The following is a 13,090-nucleotide window of genomic DNA, read 5'->3' as shown; positions in this document are numbered from 1 at the left end:
TGGGGTTGCGCGGACCCGCTTCAAGCATTGTGGCATCACGCTACTGTCAGTTCCTGTCAGTAGGGCCATCGACGCGATCCGCCAGCGCAGCCCGAAGCATTCTACGCCCTCCGTTTTGTTACACAGCTGACCACGAGAATCCAAATGAGTTTGTTTTCTGCCGTCGAGATGGCCCCGCGCGACCCGATCCTGGGCCTGAATGAAGCCTTCAATGCCGACACCCGCACCACCAAGGTGAACCTGGGCGTTGGCGTGTACTTCACCGACGAAGGGAAAATTCCCCTCCTGCGCGCCGTGCAGGAGGCCGAGAAGGCTCGCCTGGCCAGCGCCACGCCGCGTGGCTACCTGCCGATCGAAGGCATCGCCGCCTATGACCAGGCCGTGCAGACCCTGCTGTTCGGCAAGGAATCGGCCCTGATCACCGAAGGCCGCGTTGTGACGGCCCAGGCACTTGGTGGCACCGGCGCCCTGAAGATTGGCGCCGACTTCCTGAAGCGCCTGTACCCGGATGCCAAGGTCGCCATCAGCGACCCGAGCTGGGAAAACCACCGCGCGCTGTTTGAATCGGCCGGCTTCCCGGTCGTGAACTACGCCTATTACGATGCCGCCAGCCATGGCCTGAACTTCGCCGGCATGGTGGAATCGCTGAAGTCCTACGCGGCCAACACCATTGTCGTGCTGCACGCCTGCTGCCACAACCCGACCGGCGTGGACCTGTCGGAAGCCCAGTGGAAGCAGGTGGTGGAACTGGTCAAGGAACGCAACCTGATCCCGTTCCTGGACATGGCCTACCAGGGCTTTGCCGATGGCATCGACCCGGACGGCGCCGCCGTGCGCCTGTTCGCCAATTCCGGCCTGCCGTTCTTCGTCTCCAGCTCGTTCTCGAAGAGCTTCTCGCTGTACGGCGAGCGCGTGGGCGCGCTGTCGATCGTGACCACGAGCAAGGAAGAATCCCAGCGCGTGATGTCGCAGGTCAAGCGCGTGATCCGCACGAACTACTCCAACCCGCCCACGCACGGCGGCACGGTGGTGGCCACGGTGCTGAACAGCCCCGAGCTGCGCGCCATGTGGGAGCAGGAACTCGGCGAAATGCGGGATCGCATCAAGCTGATGCGCCATGCGCTGGTGGACAAGCTGGCCGCCAAGGGCGTGCCGGGTGACTTCTCGTTCGTGAAGGCCCAGCGCGGCATGTTCTCGTACTCGGGCCTGACCACTGACCAGGTGGACCGCCTGCGCAACGACCACGGTATCTACGCCGTGGGTACGGGCCGGATCTGCGTGGCGGCGCTGAACAGCCGCAACATCGACGCGGTGGTCAACGCCATCGCTGCAGTGTACTAAGCATCACAGCACGAAGGCTTCGGCGCATTGCACCAAAAAGCAACACGCCGTTTGCACCAGTTCTGACGCAGTGCCACATAAAAGGCGACGGGGAGGTCACTCCCGGTCGCCTTTTTGTGTCTGTAGGTGTCTGTCACCACGAATTCAAGCCAATGTCCTATTGTCTTCCCCGCTTGGCGGCGTAACTTGGAAGCGTATGCTGCAAAGCACGACCGTTCGATTGCGGGCATAATCCATCGGGCACAAACGCCCGACAGAAAGGCAACAGGTACCGGCATGCTTTACCAACTGCACGAATTCCAGCGCTCCATGCTGAACCCGCTGACCGCCTGGGCTCAGGCGACGGCCAAGACCTTCACCAACCCGCTCAGTCCTCTTTCCCTGGTGCCGGGCGCACCTCGCCTAGCGGCCGGCTACGAACTGCTCTACCGGCTCGGCAAGGAATACGAGAAACCGTCGTTTGACATCAAGTCGGTGCGCTCCAACGGCCGGGACATCCCCATCGTCGAGCAAACCGTCTTCGAAAAACCGTTCTGCAAGCTGGTGCGCTTCAAGCGCTACGCGGACGACCCCGAGACCATCAAGCTGCTCAAGGACGAACCCGTCGTCCTGGTCTGCGCCCCGCTCTCCGGCCACCACGCCACGCTGCTGCGCGACACCGTGCGCACCTTGCTGCAAGACCACAAGGTCTACGTGACCGACTGGGTCGATGCGCGCATGGTCCCGTCCGATGTCGGCCCGTTCCACCTGTCTGACTACATTTATTACATTCAGGAATTCATCCGCCATATCGGCGCGGATAACCTGCATGTGATCTCGGTCTGCCAGCCCACGGTGCCGGTGCTGGCCGCGATTTCGCTGATGGCGTCGAACAAGGAAACCACCCCTTGCACGATGACGATGATGGGCGGCCCGATCGACGCGCGCAAGAGTCCCACGGCGGTCAATTCGCTGGCGACCAACAAGTCGTACGAGTGGTTCGAGAACAACGTCATCTACACCGTGCCGGCGAACTATCCGGGCCACGGCCGCCGCGTCTACCCGGGCTTCCTGCAGCATGCCGGCTTCGTGGCGATGAACCCGGACCGCCACCTGTCCTCGCACTATGACTTTTACCTGAGCCTGGTCGAGGGCGATGCCGACGATGCCGAGGCGCACGTGCGCTTCTACGACGAGTACAACGCCGTGCTCGACATGGCCGCCGAGTACTACCTCGACACCATCAAGGAAGTGTTCCAGGAGTTCCGACTGGCCAACGGCACGTGGGAGATCGACGGCGCGCCGGTGCGTCCGCAGGACATCAAGACCACGGCCCTGCTGACCATCGAAGGCGAACTGGACGACATCTCGGGCGCCGGCCAGACCGCCGCCGCGCACGACCTGTGCACCGGCATTCCCAAGGCCAAGCGGCATCACATCACCGCGCCGAAGGCCGGCCACTACGGGATTTTCTCGGGCCGCCGCTGGCGCGAGAATATTTATCCGGAACTGCGCGATTTCATCCGTAAATCGCGCTGAAGCCAGCCGGACGCCGAATGCAAAAATGCCCGCGATGATCTCGCGGGCATTTTTGTTTTTCCGACCGGGATAACCGCTCAGCGCTTCTGCAGGAAGGCCAGCAGCATGTCCGTGTGCAACTCGGCAAAGCGCGCGTGCTCGTCTTCCGAAGCCACGTCGCGGCCAATTACCGCGCTGATGGTGTAGCGGTTGGACAGCACGTAGTACCCGAGCGCCGAAATGGTCAGGTAGAACTGGGGTACGTCCACGTTATCGCGGAACACGCCCTGCTGCTGGCCGCGCCGGATAATGTCTGCCAGCACGTTGACCACCGGATTGATCAGCTGGTGCAACTGGGCGGACTTCTTCAGGTGGCGCGCTTCGTGCAGGTTCTCGCTGTTGACCAGGCGGATGAACTCGGGGTGCTGGTAGTACCAGTCCCAAACGAAGCGGGCCAGCGTGCGGACAGCAGCGACCGGGTCTTCATCGGTCACGTGAAGCTGTTCCTCGGCGGCACGGAACTCGGCGTACTGCTTTTCGAGCACGGCCAGGAACAGACCTTCCTTGCTGCCGTAGTAGTAATAGAGCATCCGCTCGTTGGTCTCGGCCCGCCGGGCGATCTGGTCGACGCGTGCGCCGGCCAGTCCGCCCTTTGCGAATTCTTCAGTGGCGGCGGCCAGGATGCGCCGGCGCGTGCCTTCGGGATCCCGCTTGGTTTTTGGCTCGTTTGACATGGGTTCCGGAGTCGGTCGGTTGCGCGGGATTATATGGCACGGGCGAGCATATATTGCTCGTGCCTCGTCCAAAGATCCGCCACATATCGCCCAAACGGGTGAGGCGACGGCGTGGCGCGCCAATCATCGCCGGTTCTGCCGTTTCGGGAAATCGGGGATAATCCTTGCCGCGCACACGCCCGCAGAGGCGTGCAGAAGCGTTAGTCGTCCCTCACATCGTTCCTCGCAGTCGTGACCATCACCCTCAACGCCGCCGCCACGCTGGCGGACCGCCTAGAAGCCCTGCTGCCGCAAACCCAATGCACCAAATGCGGGTTCGATGGCTGCCGCCCGTACGCCGAGGCCATGGCCCGGGGCGAGGCCACACCCAACCGCTGCCCGCCGGGCGGCGCCGAGGGCATCGTGCGGCTGTCCGCCCTGCTCGGTGTGGCGCCGCGTGCGCTGGACCCGGAGCATGGCGTGGAGCAGTCGCGGGCCGTGGCGCGCATCGACGAATCGCGCTGCATCGGCTGCACGCTTTGTATACAGGCATGCCCGGTCGATGCCATCGCCGGCGCGGCCAAGCAGATGCACACCGTGCTGCCCGACTGGTGCACCGGCTGTGATCTCTGCGTGGCACCGTGCCCGGTGGACTGCATCGACATGATTCCGGTGACGGGCGACAAGACGGGCTGGGCTGCGTGGTCGCCCGCGCAGGCCGACGCCGCCCACACGCGCTACCTGGCGCGCCGCGCCCGGCTGGTGCGCGAGCGCGAGGAGAACGACGCGCGCCTGGCCGCCAAGGCCGCGGCCAAGCTGGAGGCGCTCCAGGCGGAACCCGTCATCTCCGATGCCGAGCGCGCCGCCCAGGACCGCAAGAAGGCGATCATCCAGGCCGCGATCGAGCGCGCGCGCCAGAAACAGGCGGCCGCCGCGCCGCGCAACACCGAGAATGTGTCGCCGGCCGTGCAGGCCCAGATCGACGCCGCCGAAGCCCGCCGCGCCAAGGCCGGCCTGACGCAGGCAACCCCCGACAACAACAAGAAGACTCCCGACGCATGAACGCCGCCAAGACCCGCGCGATCTTCGAAACGCTGCGAGACGTCAACCCGACCCCGACCACGGAACTCGAATACAGCTCGCCCTTCGAGCTGCTGATTGCCGTGCTGCTCTCCGCGCAGGCCACCGATGTTGGCGTGAACAAGGCTACGCGCCTGCTGTTCCCGGTGGCCCACTCGCCCCAGCAGATGCTGGCGCTCGGCGAGGCGGGGCTGATCGATTACATCAAGACCATCGGCCTCTACAAGACCAAGGCCAAGCATGTGATGGAGACCTGCCGGATTCTGGTGGAGCGGCATGGCGGACGCGTGCCGCCGGACCGCGAGGCGCTGGAGGCCCTGCCAGGGGTGGGCCGCAAGACAGCCAACGTGGTGCTCAACACCGCGTTTGGCCAGCCGACCATCGCCGTGGATACGCACATCTTCCGCGTCTCCAACCGCACGGGGCTGGCGCCGGGCAAGAATGTGGATATCGTCGAGCAGAAGCTGCTCAAGGTGGTGCCGAAGGAGTTCCTGCACGACGCGCACCACTGGCTGATCCTGCATGGGCGCTACGTGTGCAAGGCACGCAAGCCCGAATGCTGGCATTGCGCCATCGAGCCGCTGTGCGAGTTCCGCGAGAAAACCCCGGCGCCGAAGGCGTAAGCCCCGGCGCCGGCGGGGATCAGACGATCCGGCAGGCTTCGTCGAACGACAGGCGCGGGCCGCGCGGATGCAGCTGGGCAGCGTCGCCGTAGCCCAGGTTCACGAGGAAGTTCACCGACCACTTGCCGTCAGGGAAGAACGCCGCGTTGACCTTGGCGGCATCGAAACCACCCATCGGGCCGCAGTCCAGGCCCAGCGCGCGGGCGGCCAGGATGAAGTAGCCGCCTTGCAGCGAGCTGTTCATCAGCGCATCGCGCGCGATCTTTTCGGTGTTGCCGGCGTACCACGCGCGGGCGTCGGCATGCGGGAACAGCTTCGGCAGTTGGTCGTGGAAGTGGTTGTCGAAGGCGATGATCGCGGTGACAGGCGCCGAGCGGGTCTTCTCGACGTTACCGGCAGACACGCATTCCAGCAGCCGGGCCTTCTCGGCGGCCGACTTCACGAACACGATGCGGGCCGGGCTGCTGTTGGCGGCGGTCGGGCCGAACTTCATCGCTTCATAGATCTGCTGCAGCAGGGCGTCGTCCACGTGCTTGTCCTGCCACACGTTGTGCGTGCGGGCTTCGGTGAACAATTGTGCGACTGCTGCCTGATCGATCGATTTCATTGCGCGTCTTCCCGGTTTCTGGATGAAAGAAAGCGCGATTGTACCGATCGATGCGCGGAAAGCCGAGCAACGGCTTTCACGATGTTCCTCAAATCCTTTCGTCGACGGCGGTGTCTGGCTGGGCGGTGCCGCTGGCGCGACGCGTGAGCCACAGCACCCCGGCCAGGATCAACCCACCGCCGATGGCCTGCGTGGCGCCAATGTGCTCGCCCAGCAACATTGCCGCCAGCAGCACCGTCACCACCGGCTCCAGCGTGGACAGCATCGACGCCTTGGAAGCGCCCAGCCGCTGCAAGCCCGCGAAGAAGGTCAGGATGGCCAGCACCGTGGAGACCAGCGCGATGGCGATCAAGGCGAGCCAGCCGCCGGCGTCGCCCGGGAACTGCGGCGGCACGCCGGCGCCAGTGCGCAGGATGCCGACCGTCACGTAGACCACCGCTGCTGCGGTGCAGATGACCGTGGTGGTGGCGATGGCGTTGACGCCGGCCGTCACGCGCGCGCCCACCACGATATAGATCGAGTAGATCACCGCCGCCGCCACGCCCAGCGCGATGCCGAGCGGGCTGCCCTCCCCGCCGCCCACTGTCAGGCCGGCGCCGACCGAGCACAGCACCAGCGCGATCACCGCCGCGTTGGTCAGCTTTTCCTTGAGAAAGATCGCCGCGAGGATCGTCACGAACAGCGGGTAGAGATAGAGCAGCAGCGCCACGAGGCTGGCCTGCGCGTAGTTCAGCGCCGTGAAGAAGCAGTAGGACTGGCTGACGTAGCCGATGCCGCCCATCGCCGCCAGCGCCAGCACGCGCCGCCACGGCGGCAGACGGATGCCGCGCGTGCGCATGACCACGGCCATTGCCACGGCGGCGAGCACGAAGCGCACCGCCAGCAGGCCATAGACATCAGCGCCGGCGGCATAGGCGTAGCGCGCGAAGATCGCCATGGCCCCAAAGGCGCTGGCGGACAGCGCAATCATCAGCACGCCGGCGAGCGTGTGGCGGGCCTGGCCGAGGGTGGCGGAAGCGGTCATGGGCGGTGCGAAGAAGCGGGAAGGAGACACCAGGAAGCCCGCATTCTACTTGTGCGCGGCGGGCGGCCGGCAGCGTTCGGAGGGCTCGTTTACAATACCGCCCATCATGTTCAATCCCTCAAGAGAAGAAGTCCGCCGGTTCTTCTGCGACGCGTGGCAGAAACGGGTGGCGGGCAATGTCCTCACCCCGCTCGAAGTGATTGCCGTCGACTGGATCGACGAGCATCCCGAATACCACCCGCTGCTGACCGATACCGAAGGCGCGCTCACGCGCGACTACACGCCCGAAGGCGGCCAGACCAATCCGTTCCTGCATCTGGCGATGCACCTGTCGATTTCCGAACAGGTGTCGATCGATCAGCCGCCCGGCATTCGCGCGGCGTATGAGGCACTTTCGCGGCGACTCGATTCCCAGCACGAGGCCCAGCACCAGATCATGGAATGCCTCGGCGAAATGCTCTGGAATGCACAGCGCACCGGTATGCCGCCAGATGGGCAGGCCTACGTCGACAATATCCGCCGCCGCGCTGCCGGCTGACCGGCTTACCCCGCACTTTTCACACCAACAATTCGTCACAAGATGCCCGCGAGCCACGTGTTAGGCTGTCGGGCATTCCAAACTCTGACGTGTCCCCGGCCCCTGCGCCGACGCGACGCGCACGATCCATGTCTCTCTCCGTGCCTCGCCGCGCCGGCTTCGGCAGCGCGGCTCTCCTTTCGTTCGCCCTGTTGGGCCCGATTTCCGCGCACGCCGCCGTCTCGCTGCTGCAACCGCCGCGCGTGATCGACGGCACGCGCCCCTTCACGCTCACGCTGCTGGTCAGCGCCGACCAGTCGACGCGGCGCTACGCGGTGCCCGATACGCTCCAGGTGAGCGCCACCGGCGATCTCGCCGCGCCCGTGCGGATCGAGATGAAGCGCACCGGCGGCGGCCCCTCCGTGCTGAACCTGCGCCACGGCGACATCCGCACCATCACCTATACCGCCGACTGGCCGGCCGGCATGCGTGGCCAGGTGCGGCTCGACGTGGCCGGCATCGACGCCGCGCCGGTCGTCGTCTCGCTGAACCGCGCGCCGCTGCCGGGCGAAGTCCCCGCTGCACCCGCCGTAGCGGCCACGGCCCCGGGCACCGCCGCGACGGAGCACAAGGATCTGGCTTCCGCCCAAGGCACGCCGCAGCCGGATGGGGCAACCGTACCCGTCACGCCGATCGTCACCGCCGCCAACGGCGGCACGCCGGGGCCCTCGCCGGCCGACCTGCGCGACGCGCAGCGCCTCTCGTTCAACGAGCCGATGTACCTGATGTTCGGCGGCCACGACGGCGCCAACGCCAAGTTCCAGATCAGCTTCAAGTACCGCCTGTTCGAGGGCGAGAACCCGACCTCGAAGAGCGTGCTGGACAACCTGTACTTCGCCTACACGCAGTTCTCGCTATGGGACCTGCACGACGAATCGCGCCCGTTCCGCGACACCAACTACCGGCCCAGCCTCTATTACTACCTGTCCGATACGGGCGTGAAGAACAGCGTGATCAGCCGACTCTCGCTGGCCACCGGTTTCGAGCACGAGTCGAACGGGCGCGATGGCGACCAGTCGCGCAGCGTCAACACGCTGTTCCTGAAGCCGACCATGTATTTCGGCGACCAGACCGACTGGCACTGGCGCGTGGCGCCCAAGGTGTACGCCTACGTCGGCAAGAGCGACAACGAGGACATCGCCCACTATCGCGGCTACATGGACCTGCTGGTGGCCTATGGCCGGCCCGATTCGTGGGAGTTCGCCGCCACGCTGCGCAAGGGCACGCGCAAAGGCTATGGCAGCGTCGACGCGCAGCTCACCTACCCGCTCGCGCGGCTGCTGCCGGGCACGGCGGGATACCTGATGGCCGGCTACTTCTACGGCTACGGCGAGAGCCTGCTCGACTACAACCAGAAGACGCCGTGGCAGTTCCGTATCGGCTACGCGCTGTCGCGCTGATCAACCGGCCAGCGGCTTGCCCTCGGCCTTGAGCCGCGCGTTAGCCACGGCGGACGCAAACTGCCCGTGGCCGTGCCAGCCCGTGGCGCGGCCCAGCTTCTTGCCCCGCTGGAAGAACATGAACACCGGAATGCCGTGCAGGCCGAAACGCTTGCCCAGCTCGGGGTGTTCGTAGACGTTGGCGTGCAGCCAGCGCAGGTTCAGCGCCCGAATCGGGTCCGGGTTGGCGAGCATCGCCTTCTTGGCCATCTCGCAGTTGAAGCAGTCCACGCCCCAGAAGAACACGCAGACCAGGTCTTCGCCGGCGGCGGCGATGGCCGCGTCGATGGTGCTCCCGTCGACAGCCTGCATGGCGAAGGCGTCGAAGGCGCGGTGATCGAGATGATCGGGATGGGGGGATTGAGCGTCGTCTGACATCGCACGGTTCCTGGAAACAACAACGCCCGGGCGTTCAGGCACCGGGCGTCGGGTCAGGCTTGGGGGTTTCCGGCTTGCGCGGGATTTAGCGCGGCGCCGAGACCGTCACCAGTGCCGGGCGCAGCACGCGCTCGGCAATCATGTAGCCGCGCTGGAGCACGTTCACCACGGTGTTGGGCTCCTGCTCGGACGGCACCATCGAAATCGCCTGATGACGATGCGGGTCGAACTTCTCGCCCACCGGGTTCAACTCGACGATCTTGCCGCGCTCGAAGGCGGCGGCCAGCTGGCGGGCGGTCAGCTCCACGCCTTCGCGCAGCTTCTTGAGGTCGCCGGTGTTGTCGGCCAGCGCAGCCTGCAGGCTGTCCATCACGGGCACGAGGTTGTCGGCGAAGTTCTCGATCGCGAACTTGTGTGCCTTGCTGACCTCGTCCTGCGACCGGCGGCGGATGTTCTCGCCCTCTGCCGTGGCGCGCAGGAACAGCTCGTAGTTTTCCTTGGCCTTGGCCTCCAGGTCGGCCACCTGTTGCGTGAGGCGGGCCACGTCATCGCCGGCCGGGGCGTCCGTGCCAGGCTGCTGGGCGCGCAGGGCATCGTCCGCCGCCTGCGGCGTGCTCGAAGCTGAGGATGGCGTCTGGGTCTGGTTCTGTTCTTCCATGTCGATCCGTATCAAATCTAAAACTCGGCCCGCCTGGCGCAGGCCGTCGGGTGGGTCGGGATGCCAAACCGGCAAGTCTAGCCGCAGTTGGCGCCACTCCCCGTTTTTTCAAGTGTGAAGGGGGCGAGACGCCGAAATACGCGGTTACAAAGCCGTGATTGATGCAATCTGGTGTTCATTGCTTTGCTGCAACGCAATGACTAAGATCTATCAATGAAAAATGACAAAAATAACGGGAGCACGCTGTGAATCATTTTGGTGCATCCTTCGGAAGGTTCGCCATGCACAAGCTGCCTGTTGTTACCGTGTGCCTACTCGCCGCGCTGTCGGTGATGACACTCTTCATCTGCGCCTCCGGCGCGTTCACGCCGCGTGAAACCGAGTATGGCAGCGGCAAGGCGGTGTTCAAGCACTACATCGTTCCGTACTTCCCGTACAACCGCTGAATCCCTAATTTCTGAAATCGTCGATCCGGCGCCGGTCGCGCTTGGTCGGGCGGCCCTGTAGCTGCGCCGTCGGCTCAGGCTGCATGCGCCGCCGTTCCGCCTCTTCCTGACGCCGGGCCTGGCTTGCCGGCGTTTCTGCATACAGCGTCTGCGCCACGGGCGCCGACCCGCGCGAGGCGGCCACGCCCTTCACCTCGATCTCCCAACGCTGCTGGTGCGCGTCGATCATCACGGCGTCGCCGGGCTTCACTTCGCGTGAATTCTTGACCGGCTGGCCGTTGACCTCCACCCGGCCCCGCTCCACGGCCTCGGCCGCCAGCGAGCGCGTCTTGAAGAACCGGGCGCACCACAGCCATTTGTCGATGCGTTGCCGGGCACCCGCCTCGAAGTCCACATCCATCGTCTAACTCCTTGATTCCTTACGCCGCGGCACCGCGGGTCTGCGCCCGCGAGCGCCGCGCTTCCAACTCGTGCGGATGCGGCTGGCGCAATGGCCAACCTTGCAGATGCTGCAGCGCGATCTCGGCCAGCCCGGCAATCCAGTAGTCCGCATCATTCAGGCAGGGAATGAAATGGAATTCCTGGCCGCCCGCCACGCGGAATTCGGACTGCCCTTCCATGGCGATTTCCTCGAGCGTCTCGATGCAATCGGCCGGGAAGCCGGGGCAGAACACGTCCACGCGATGCGTGCCGACCTTGCCGAGTTCGGTCAGCGTCGGCGCGGTATAGGGCTGGAGCCATTCCGCCTTGCCGAAACGCGACTGAAACGTCACTTGATACTGACCCGCTTGCAGGCCGAGCGCCTCGCCCAGCATCCGCCCGGTCTTCAGGCATTCGCAATGGTAGGGGTCCCCCAGATCCAACAATCGGCGCGGCAGGCCGTGGAAGGACAGGATCAGCTTGTCGCCCCGGGCAAAGTCCGGCATGCCGTGCTGCGCCCAATAACCGCTCACCTGCTGCTGCAGGGCCGAAATATAGGCCGGATGATCGTGAAAGTGCTTTATCAGTCTCAATTCCGGCTGATTTCGCCAGCCGGCGAGCACGCGAAAGACCTCGTCGAACGCGGTGGCCGTGGTCGTCCCGGAAAACTGCGGATAGAGTGGCAATAACAGCACTTGTTCCGTACCCTGCCGGCGCAGGGCCTCCATAACCGAAGCAATCGACGGATTGCCGTAGCGCATGGCGCAGGCCACGGTCACGTCGTGGCCGAGCCGGTGCATGTGCTGCTGGAGCGCGTGGGCCTGACGCTCGGTGTGCACCAGCAGCGGCGAGCCGGTCATGTGCGCCTCGCGCAGCCAGATCGATTCGTACTTCATGGCCGAAGCGCGCGAGCGGAACGGCAGGATCAGCCCGTGCAGGATCGGCAGCCAGGCCAGACGCGGGATCTCGACCACACGGGGGTCGGACAGGAACGCCTTCAAATACTGCCCCACCGCCTTGGGCGTGGGCGAATCCGGCGTGCCCAGGTTGATAAGCAGGATGGCCGTGCGGGGCGCCTGGCCATGCTGGTAAGCCGGTTCTGCCGAGAACGTCATAGGGTTTCCGGAAATGGCGGGCGCCACGCACGCGCTGTCACGTGGCGTGCCCGCAAGCTGCCATCAGTTCTGGGAGAGCGCGCTCGAGAGCAGCCGCGCGGTGATGTCGACGATCGGGATGACCCGTTCATAGGCCATCCGCGTCGGGCCGATCACGCCGAGCGTGCCGACGATCTGCCCATCGACACCATAGGGCGCGGTAATGACGGCCATGTCTTCGAGCGGCACGAGCTGGCTTTCGCCGCCGATGAAGATCTGCACGCCCTGCGCGTGGCTCGAGACATCGAGCAGCTGCAGCAGGTTGGTCTTGTGTTCGAAGACATCGAACAGCCGGCGCAGCTTGTCCATGCTGGACGACAGGTCTTCCACCTCGAGCAGCTTGCGCTCGCCGGAGATGAACACCTGGTCGTCATCCTCGGCCATGGCGCTGCTGCCCGCCTCCACGGCGGCCTGCATCAGCGCTGACATATCGCGGCGGATGTCCTGCAATTCCACGCGCAGATGGCTGCGCACGGCATCGAAACTCATGCCGGCGTAGTGGGAATTGAAGAAATTGGCCGCCTCGATCAGCTGGGCGGGGGTGTACGGCAGTTCGGTCTGGATGATGCGGTTCTGGACGTCGCCCTCGGGGCTGACGATGATCAGCAGGATGCGCTTCTCCGACAGGCGCATGAACTCCACCTGGCGGAACGACTGGCCCCGGCGCGGCGTCATGATCACGCCGGCAAAGCGGGAGAGGTTCGACAGCGTATGCGCGGCGGCCGTGATCATCCGCTGCGGCCCCAGCTGCTGTCCGCCCAGCTGGCCCTGGATCTGGCCGGTCAGCGCGGCCAGTTCGGCGGTCATCTCGATGGTGCCGCCCTCCAGCGGGCGCGCCGTGAGCATCGAATCGACAAACAGCCGGTATCCGCGCGGCGTGGGAATCCGGCCGGCCGACGTATGCGGGCTGGCGATGAACCCCATTTCCTCGAGGTCGGACATCACATTGCGGATGGTCGCCGGCGAGAGATCGAGACCCGAGTACTTGGACAGGGTGCGCGAGCCCACGGGCTGGCCTTCGGCGATGTAGCGCTCGATCAGGGTCTTGAGAAGCGTTTTCGAACGTTCGTCCATAGTGCCCCGATTTTAAACAACTTTCCCCGGTTCGGGCGGGCTTCGCACCGGTGCGTGCC

At 65.3% G+C, this 13,090-nt stretch carries 15 protein-coding genes; 7 read left to right on the top strand and 8 right to left on the bottom strand.

Annotated features, from left to right (window positions below; translation table 11 throughout):
• Nucleotides 1–144: 144 nt before the first annotated feature.
• Together AC1DFU_RS10935 and AC1DFU_RS10930 are read left to right on the top strand one after the other, a co-directional pair.
• Nucleotides 145–1,341: an amino acid aminotransferase gene (locus AC1DFU_RS10935; RefSeq protein WP_092292561.1), complete on the top strand. Its 1,197-nt coding sequence runs from the start codon at nt 145–147 to the stop codon at nt 1,339–1,341.
• A gap of 276 nt (nt 1,342–1,617) precedes the next feature.
• Nucleotides 1,618–2,859 (top strand): polyhydroxyalkanoate depolymerase, encoded by a 1,242-nt coding sequence (locus AC1DFU_RS10930; RefSeq protein WP_092292559.1) that lies wholly within the window; start codon nt 1,618–1,620, stop codon nt 2,857–2,859.
• 77 nt (nt 2,860–2,936) lie between these two features.
• Here the strand turns inward: AC1DFU_RS10930 and AC1DFU_RS10925 are convergent, their stop codons facing one another.
• Nucleotides 2,937–3,572 carry a TetR/AcrR family transcriptional regulator gene (locus tag AC1DFU_RS10925; protein WP_092292557.1) on the bottom strand — a complete coding sequence of 212 codons (636 nt, stop codon included), beginning with the start codon at nt 3,570–3,572 and terminating at the stop codon, nt 2,937–2,939.
• 231 nt (nt 3,573–3,803) lie between these two features.
• On the opposite strand from AC1DFU_RS10925, the gene rsxB reads away from it, so the two are divergent.
• Both rsxB and nth read left to right on the top strand, forming a co-directional pair.
• On the top strand, nt 3,804–4,613 hold the full coding sequence (rsxB, locus tag AC1DFU_RS10920; RefSeq protein ID WP_092292555.1) for an electron transport complex subunit RsxB: 810 nt from the start codon (nt 3,804–3,806) through the stop codon (nt 4,611–4,613).
• Nucleotides 4,610–5,254, top strand: coding sequence for an endonuclease III (gene nth / locus AC1DFU_RS10915; RefSeq protein WP_441592040.1), 645 nt, complete (start codon nt 4,610–4,612; stop codon nt 5,252–5,254). Before rsxB ends, nth begins: the two co-directional genes overlap by 4 nt.
• A gap of 19 nt (nt 5,255–5,273) precedes the next feature.
• Here the strand turns inward: nth and AC1DFU_RS10910 are convergent, their stop codons facing one another.
• Both AC1DFU_RS10910 and AC1DFU_RS10905 read right to left on the bottom strand, forming a co-directional pair.
• Nucleotides 5,274–5,861 (bottom strand): malonic semialdehyde reductase, encoded by a 588-nt coding sequence (locus AC1DFU_RS10910; protein ID WP_092292551.1) that lies wholly within the window; start codon nt 5,859–5,861, stop codon nt 5,274–5,276.
• 88 nt (nt 5,862–5,949) lie between these two features.
• Complete coding sequence (locus AC1DFU_RS10905) at nt 5,950–6,885, bottom strand: DMT family transporter (protein ID WP_092292549.1); 936 nt, start codon at nt 6,883–6,885, stop codon at nt 5,950–5,952.
• Between the two features lie 106 nt (nt 6,886–6,991).
• Between AC1DFU_RS10905 and AC1DFU_RS10900 the strand changes: the two genes are divergently transcribed.
• On the top strand, nt 6,992–7,423 hold the full coding sequence (locus AC1DFU_RS10900) for a DUF1841 family protein (protein ID WP_092292547.1): 432 nt from the start codon (nt 6,992–6,994) through the stop codon (nt 7,421–7,423).
• 128 nt (nt 7,424–7,551) lie between these two features.
• Complete coding sequence (locus tag AC1DFU_RS10895) at nt 7,552–8,862, top strand: phospholipase A (protein ID WP_092292545.1); 1,311 nt, start codon at nt 7,552–7,554, stop codon at nt 8,860–8,862.
• Here the strand turns inward: AC1DFU_RS10895 and AC1DFU_RS10890 are convergent, their stop codons facing one another.
• Nucleotides 8,863–9,279: a thioredoxin family protein gene (locus AC1DFU_RS10890; RefSeq protein WP_441592037.1), complete on the bottom strand. Its 417-nt coding sequence runs from the start codon at nt 9,277–9,279 to the stop codon at nt 8,863–8,865.
• A gap of 85 nt (nt 9,280–9,364) precedes the next feature.
• The gene (gene grpE, locus AC1DFU_RS10885) at nt 9,365–9,937 is read right to left on the bottom strand and encodes a nucleotide exchange factor GrpE (protein ID WP_092292541.1); all 573 of its coding nucleotides are present in this window, start codon (nt 9,935–9,937) and stop codon (nt 9,365–9,367) included.
• A gap of 281 nt (nt 9,938–10,218) precedes the next feature.
• Here grpE and AC1DFU_RS10880 point away from each other — a divergent pair, with 281 nt between their 5' ends.
• Nucleotides 10,219–10,383: a hypothetical protein gene (locus AC1DFU_RS10880; protein WP_177219874.1), complete on the top strand. Its 165-nt coding sequence runs from the start codon at nt 10,219–10,221 to the stop codon at nt 10,381–10,383.
• A gap of 4 nt (nt 10,384–10,387) precedes the next feature.
• Here AC1DFU_RS10880 and AC1DFU_RS10875 read toward each other — a convergent pair whose 3' ends face one another.
• The 3 genes from AC1DFU_RS10875 to hrcA all read right to left on the bottom strand — a co-directional run bounded on the left by AC1DFU_RS10875 (nt 10,388) and on the right by hrcA (nt 13,031).
• Nucleotides 10,388–10,783: an RNA-binding S4 domain-containing protein gene (locus AC1DFU_RS10875; RefSeq protein ID WP_092292539.1), complete on the bottom strand. Its 396-nt coding sequence runs from the start codon at nt 10,781–10,783 to the stop codon at nt 10,388–10,390.
• A 19-nt stretch (nt 10,784–10,802) separates the two neighbouring features.
• Nucleotides 10,803–11,918: a ferrochelatase gene (gene hemH / locus AC1DFU_RS10870; RefSeq protein ID WP_092292537.1), complete on the bottom strand. Its 1,116-nt coding sequence runs from the start codon at nt 11,916–11,918 to the stop codon at nt 10,803–10,805.
• A 63-nt stretch (nt 11,919–11,981) separates the two neighbouring features.
• Nucleotides 11,982–13,031: a heat-inducible transcriptional repressor HrcA gene (gene hrcA / locus AC1DFU_RS10865; protein WP_092292535.1), complete on the bottom strand. Its 1,050-nt coding sequence runs from the start codon at nt 13,029–13,031 to the stop codon at nt 11,982–11,984.
• Between the last annotated feature and the right edge of the window lie 59 nt (nt 13,032–13,090).

The sequence above is a fragment of the Cupriavidus sp. 10L45 genome (assembly GCF_056395225.1).
The sequence above is the reverse complement of the archived record's forward strand: the minus strand, read 5'-3'. Positions and strand labels throughout refer to the sequence as shown.

What these genes read in the sequence shown, in the direction of transcription:
- AC1DFU_RS10935 (WP_092292561.1), top strand. Translation starts at nt 145, where the DNA reads ATGAGTTTGTTTTCTGCCGTCGAGATGGCCCCGCGCGACCCGATCCTG.
- AC1DFU_RS10930 (WP_092292559.1), top strand. Translation starts at nt 1,618, where the DNA reads ATGCTTTACCAACTGCACGAATTCCAGCGCTCCATGCTGAACCCGCTG.
- AC1DFU_RS10925 (WP_092292557.1), bottom strand. Translation starts at nt 3,572, where the DNA reads ATGTCAAACGAGCCAAAAACCAAGCGGGATCCCGAAGGCACGCGCCGG.
- nth (WP_441592040.1), top strand. Translation starts at nt 4,610, where the DNA reads ATGAACGCCGCCAAGACCCGCGCGATCTTCGAAACGCTGCGAGACGTC.
- AC1DFU_RS10910 (WP_092292551.1), bottom strand. Translation starts at nt 5,861, where the DNA reads ATGAAATCGATCGATCAGGCAGCAGTCGCACAATTGTTCACCGAAGCC.
- AC1DFU_RS10905 (WP_092292549.1), bottom strand. Translation starts at nt 6,885, where the DNA reads ATGACCGCTTCCGCCACCCTCGGCCAGGCCCGCCACACGCTCGCCGGC.
- AC1DFU_RS10900 (WP_092292547.1), top strand. Translation starts at nt 6,992, where the DNA reads ATGTTCAATCCCTCAAGAGAAGAAGTCCGCCGGTTCTTCTGCGACGCG.
- AC1DFU_RS10895 (WP_092292545.1), top strand. Translation starts at nt 7,552, where the DNA reads ATGTCTCTCTCCGTGCCTCGCCGCGCCGGCTTCGGCAGCGCGGCTCTC.
- AC1DFU_RS10890 (WP_441592037.1), bottom strand. Translation starts at nt 9,279, where the DNA reads ATGTCAGACGACGCTCAATCCCCCCATCCCGATCATCTCGATCACCGC.
- grpE (WP_092292541.1), bottom strand. Translation starts at nt 9,937, where the DNA reads ATGGAAGAACAGAACCAGACCCAGACGCCATCCTCAGCTTCGAGCACG.
- AC1DFU_RS10880 (WP_177219874.1), top strand. Translation starts at nt 10,219, where the DNA reads ATGCACAAGCTGCCTGTTGTTACCGTGTGCCTACTCGCCGCGCTGTCG.
- AC1DFU_RS10875 (WP_092292539.1), bottom strand. Translation starts at nt 10,783, where the DNA reads ATGGATGTGGACTTCGAGGCGGGTGCCCGGCAACGCATCGACAAATGG.
- hemH (WP_092292537.1), bottom strand. Translation starts at nt 11,918, where the DNA reads ATGACGTTCTCGGCAGAACCGGCTTACCAGCATGGCCAGGCGCCCCGC.
- hrcA (WP_092292535.1), bottom strand. Translation starts at nt 13,031, where the DNA reads ATGGACGAACGTTCGAAAACGCTTCTCAAGACCCTGATCGAGCGCTAC.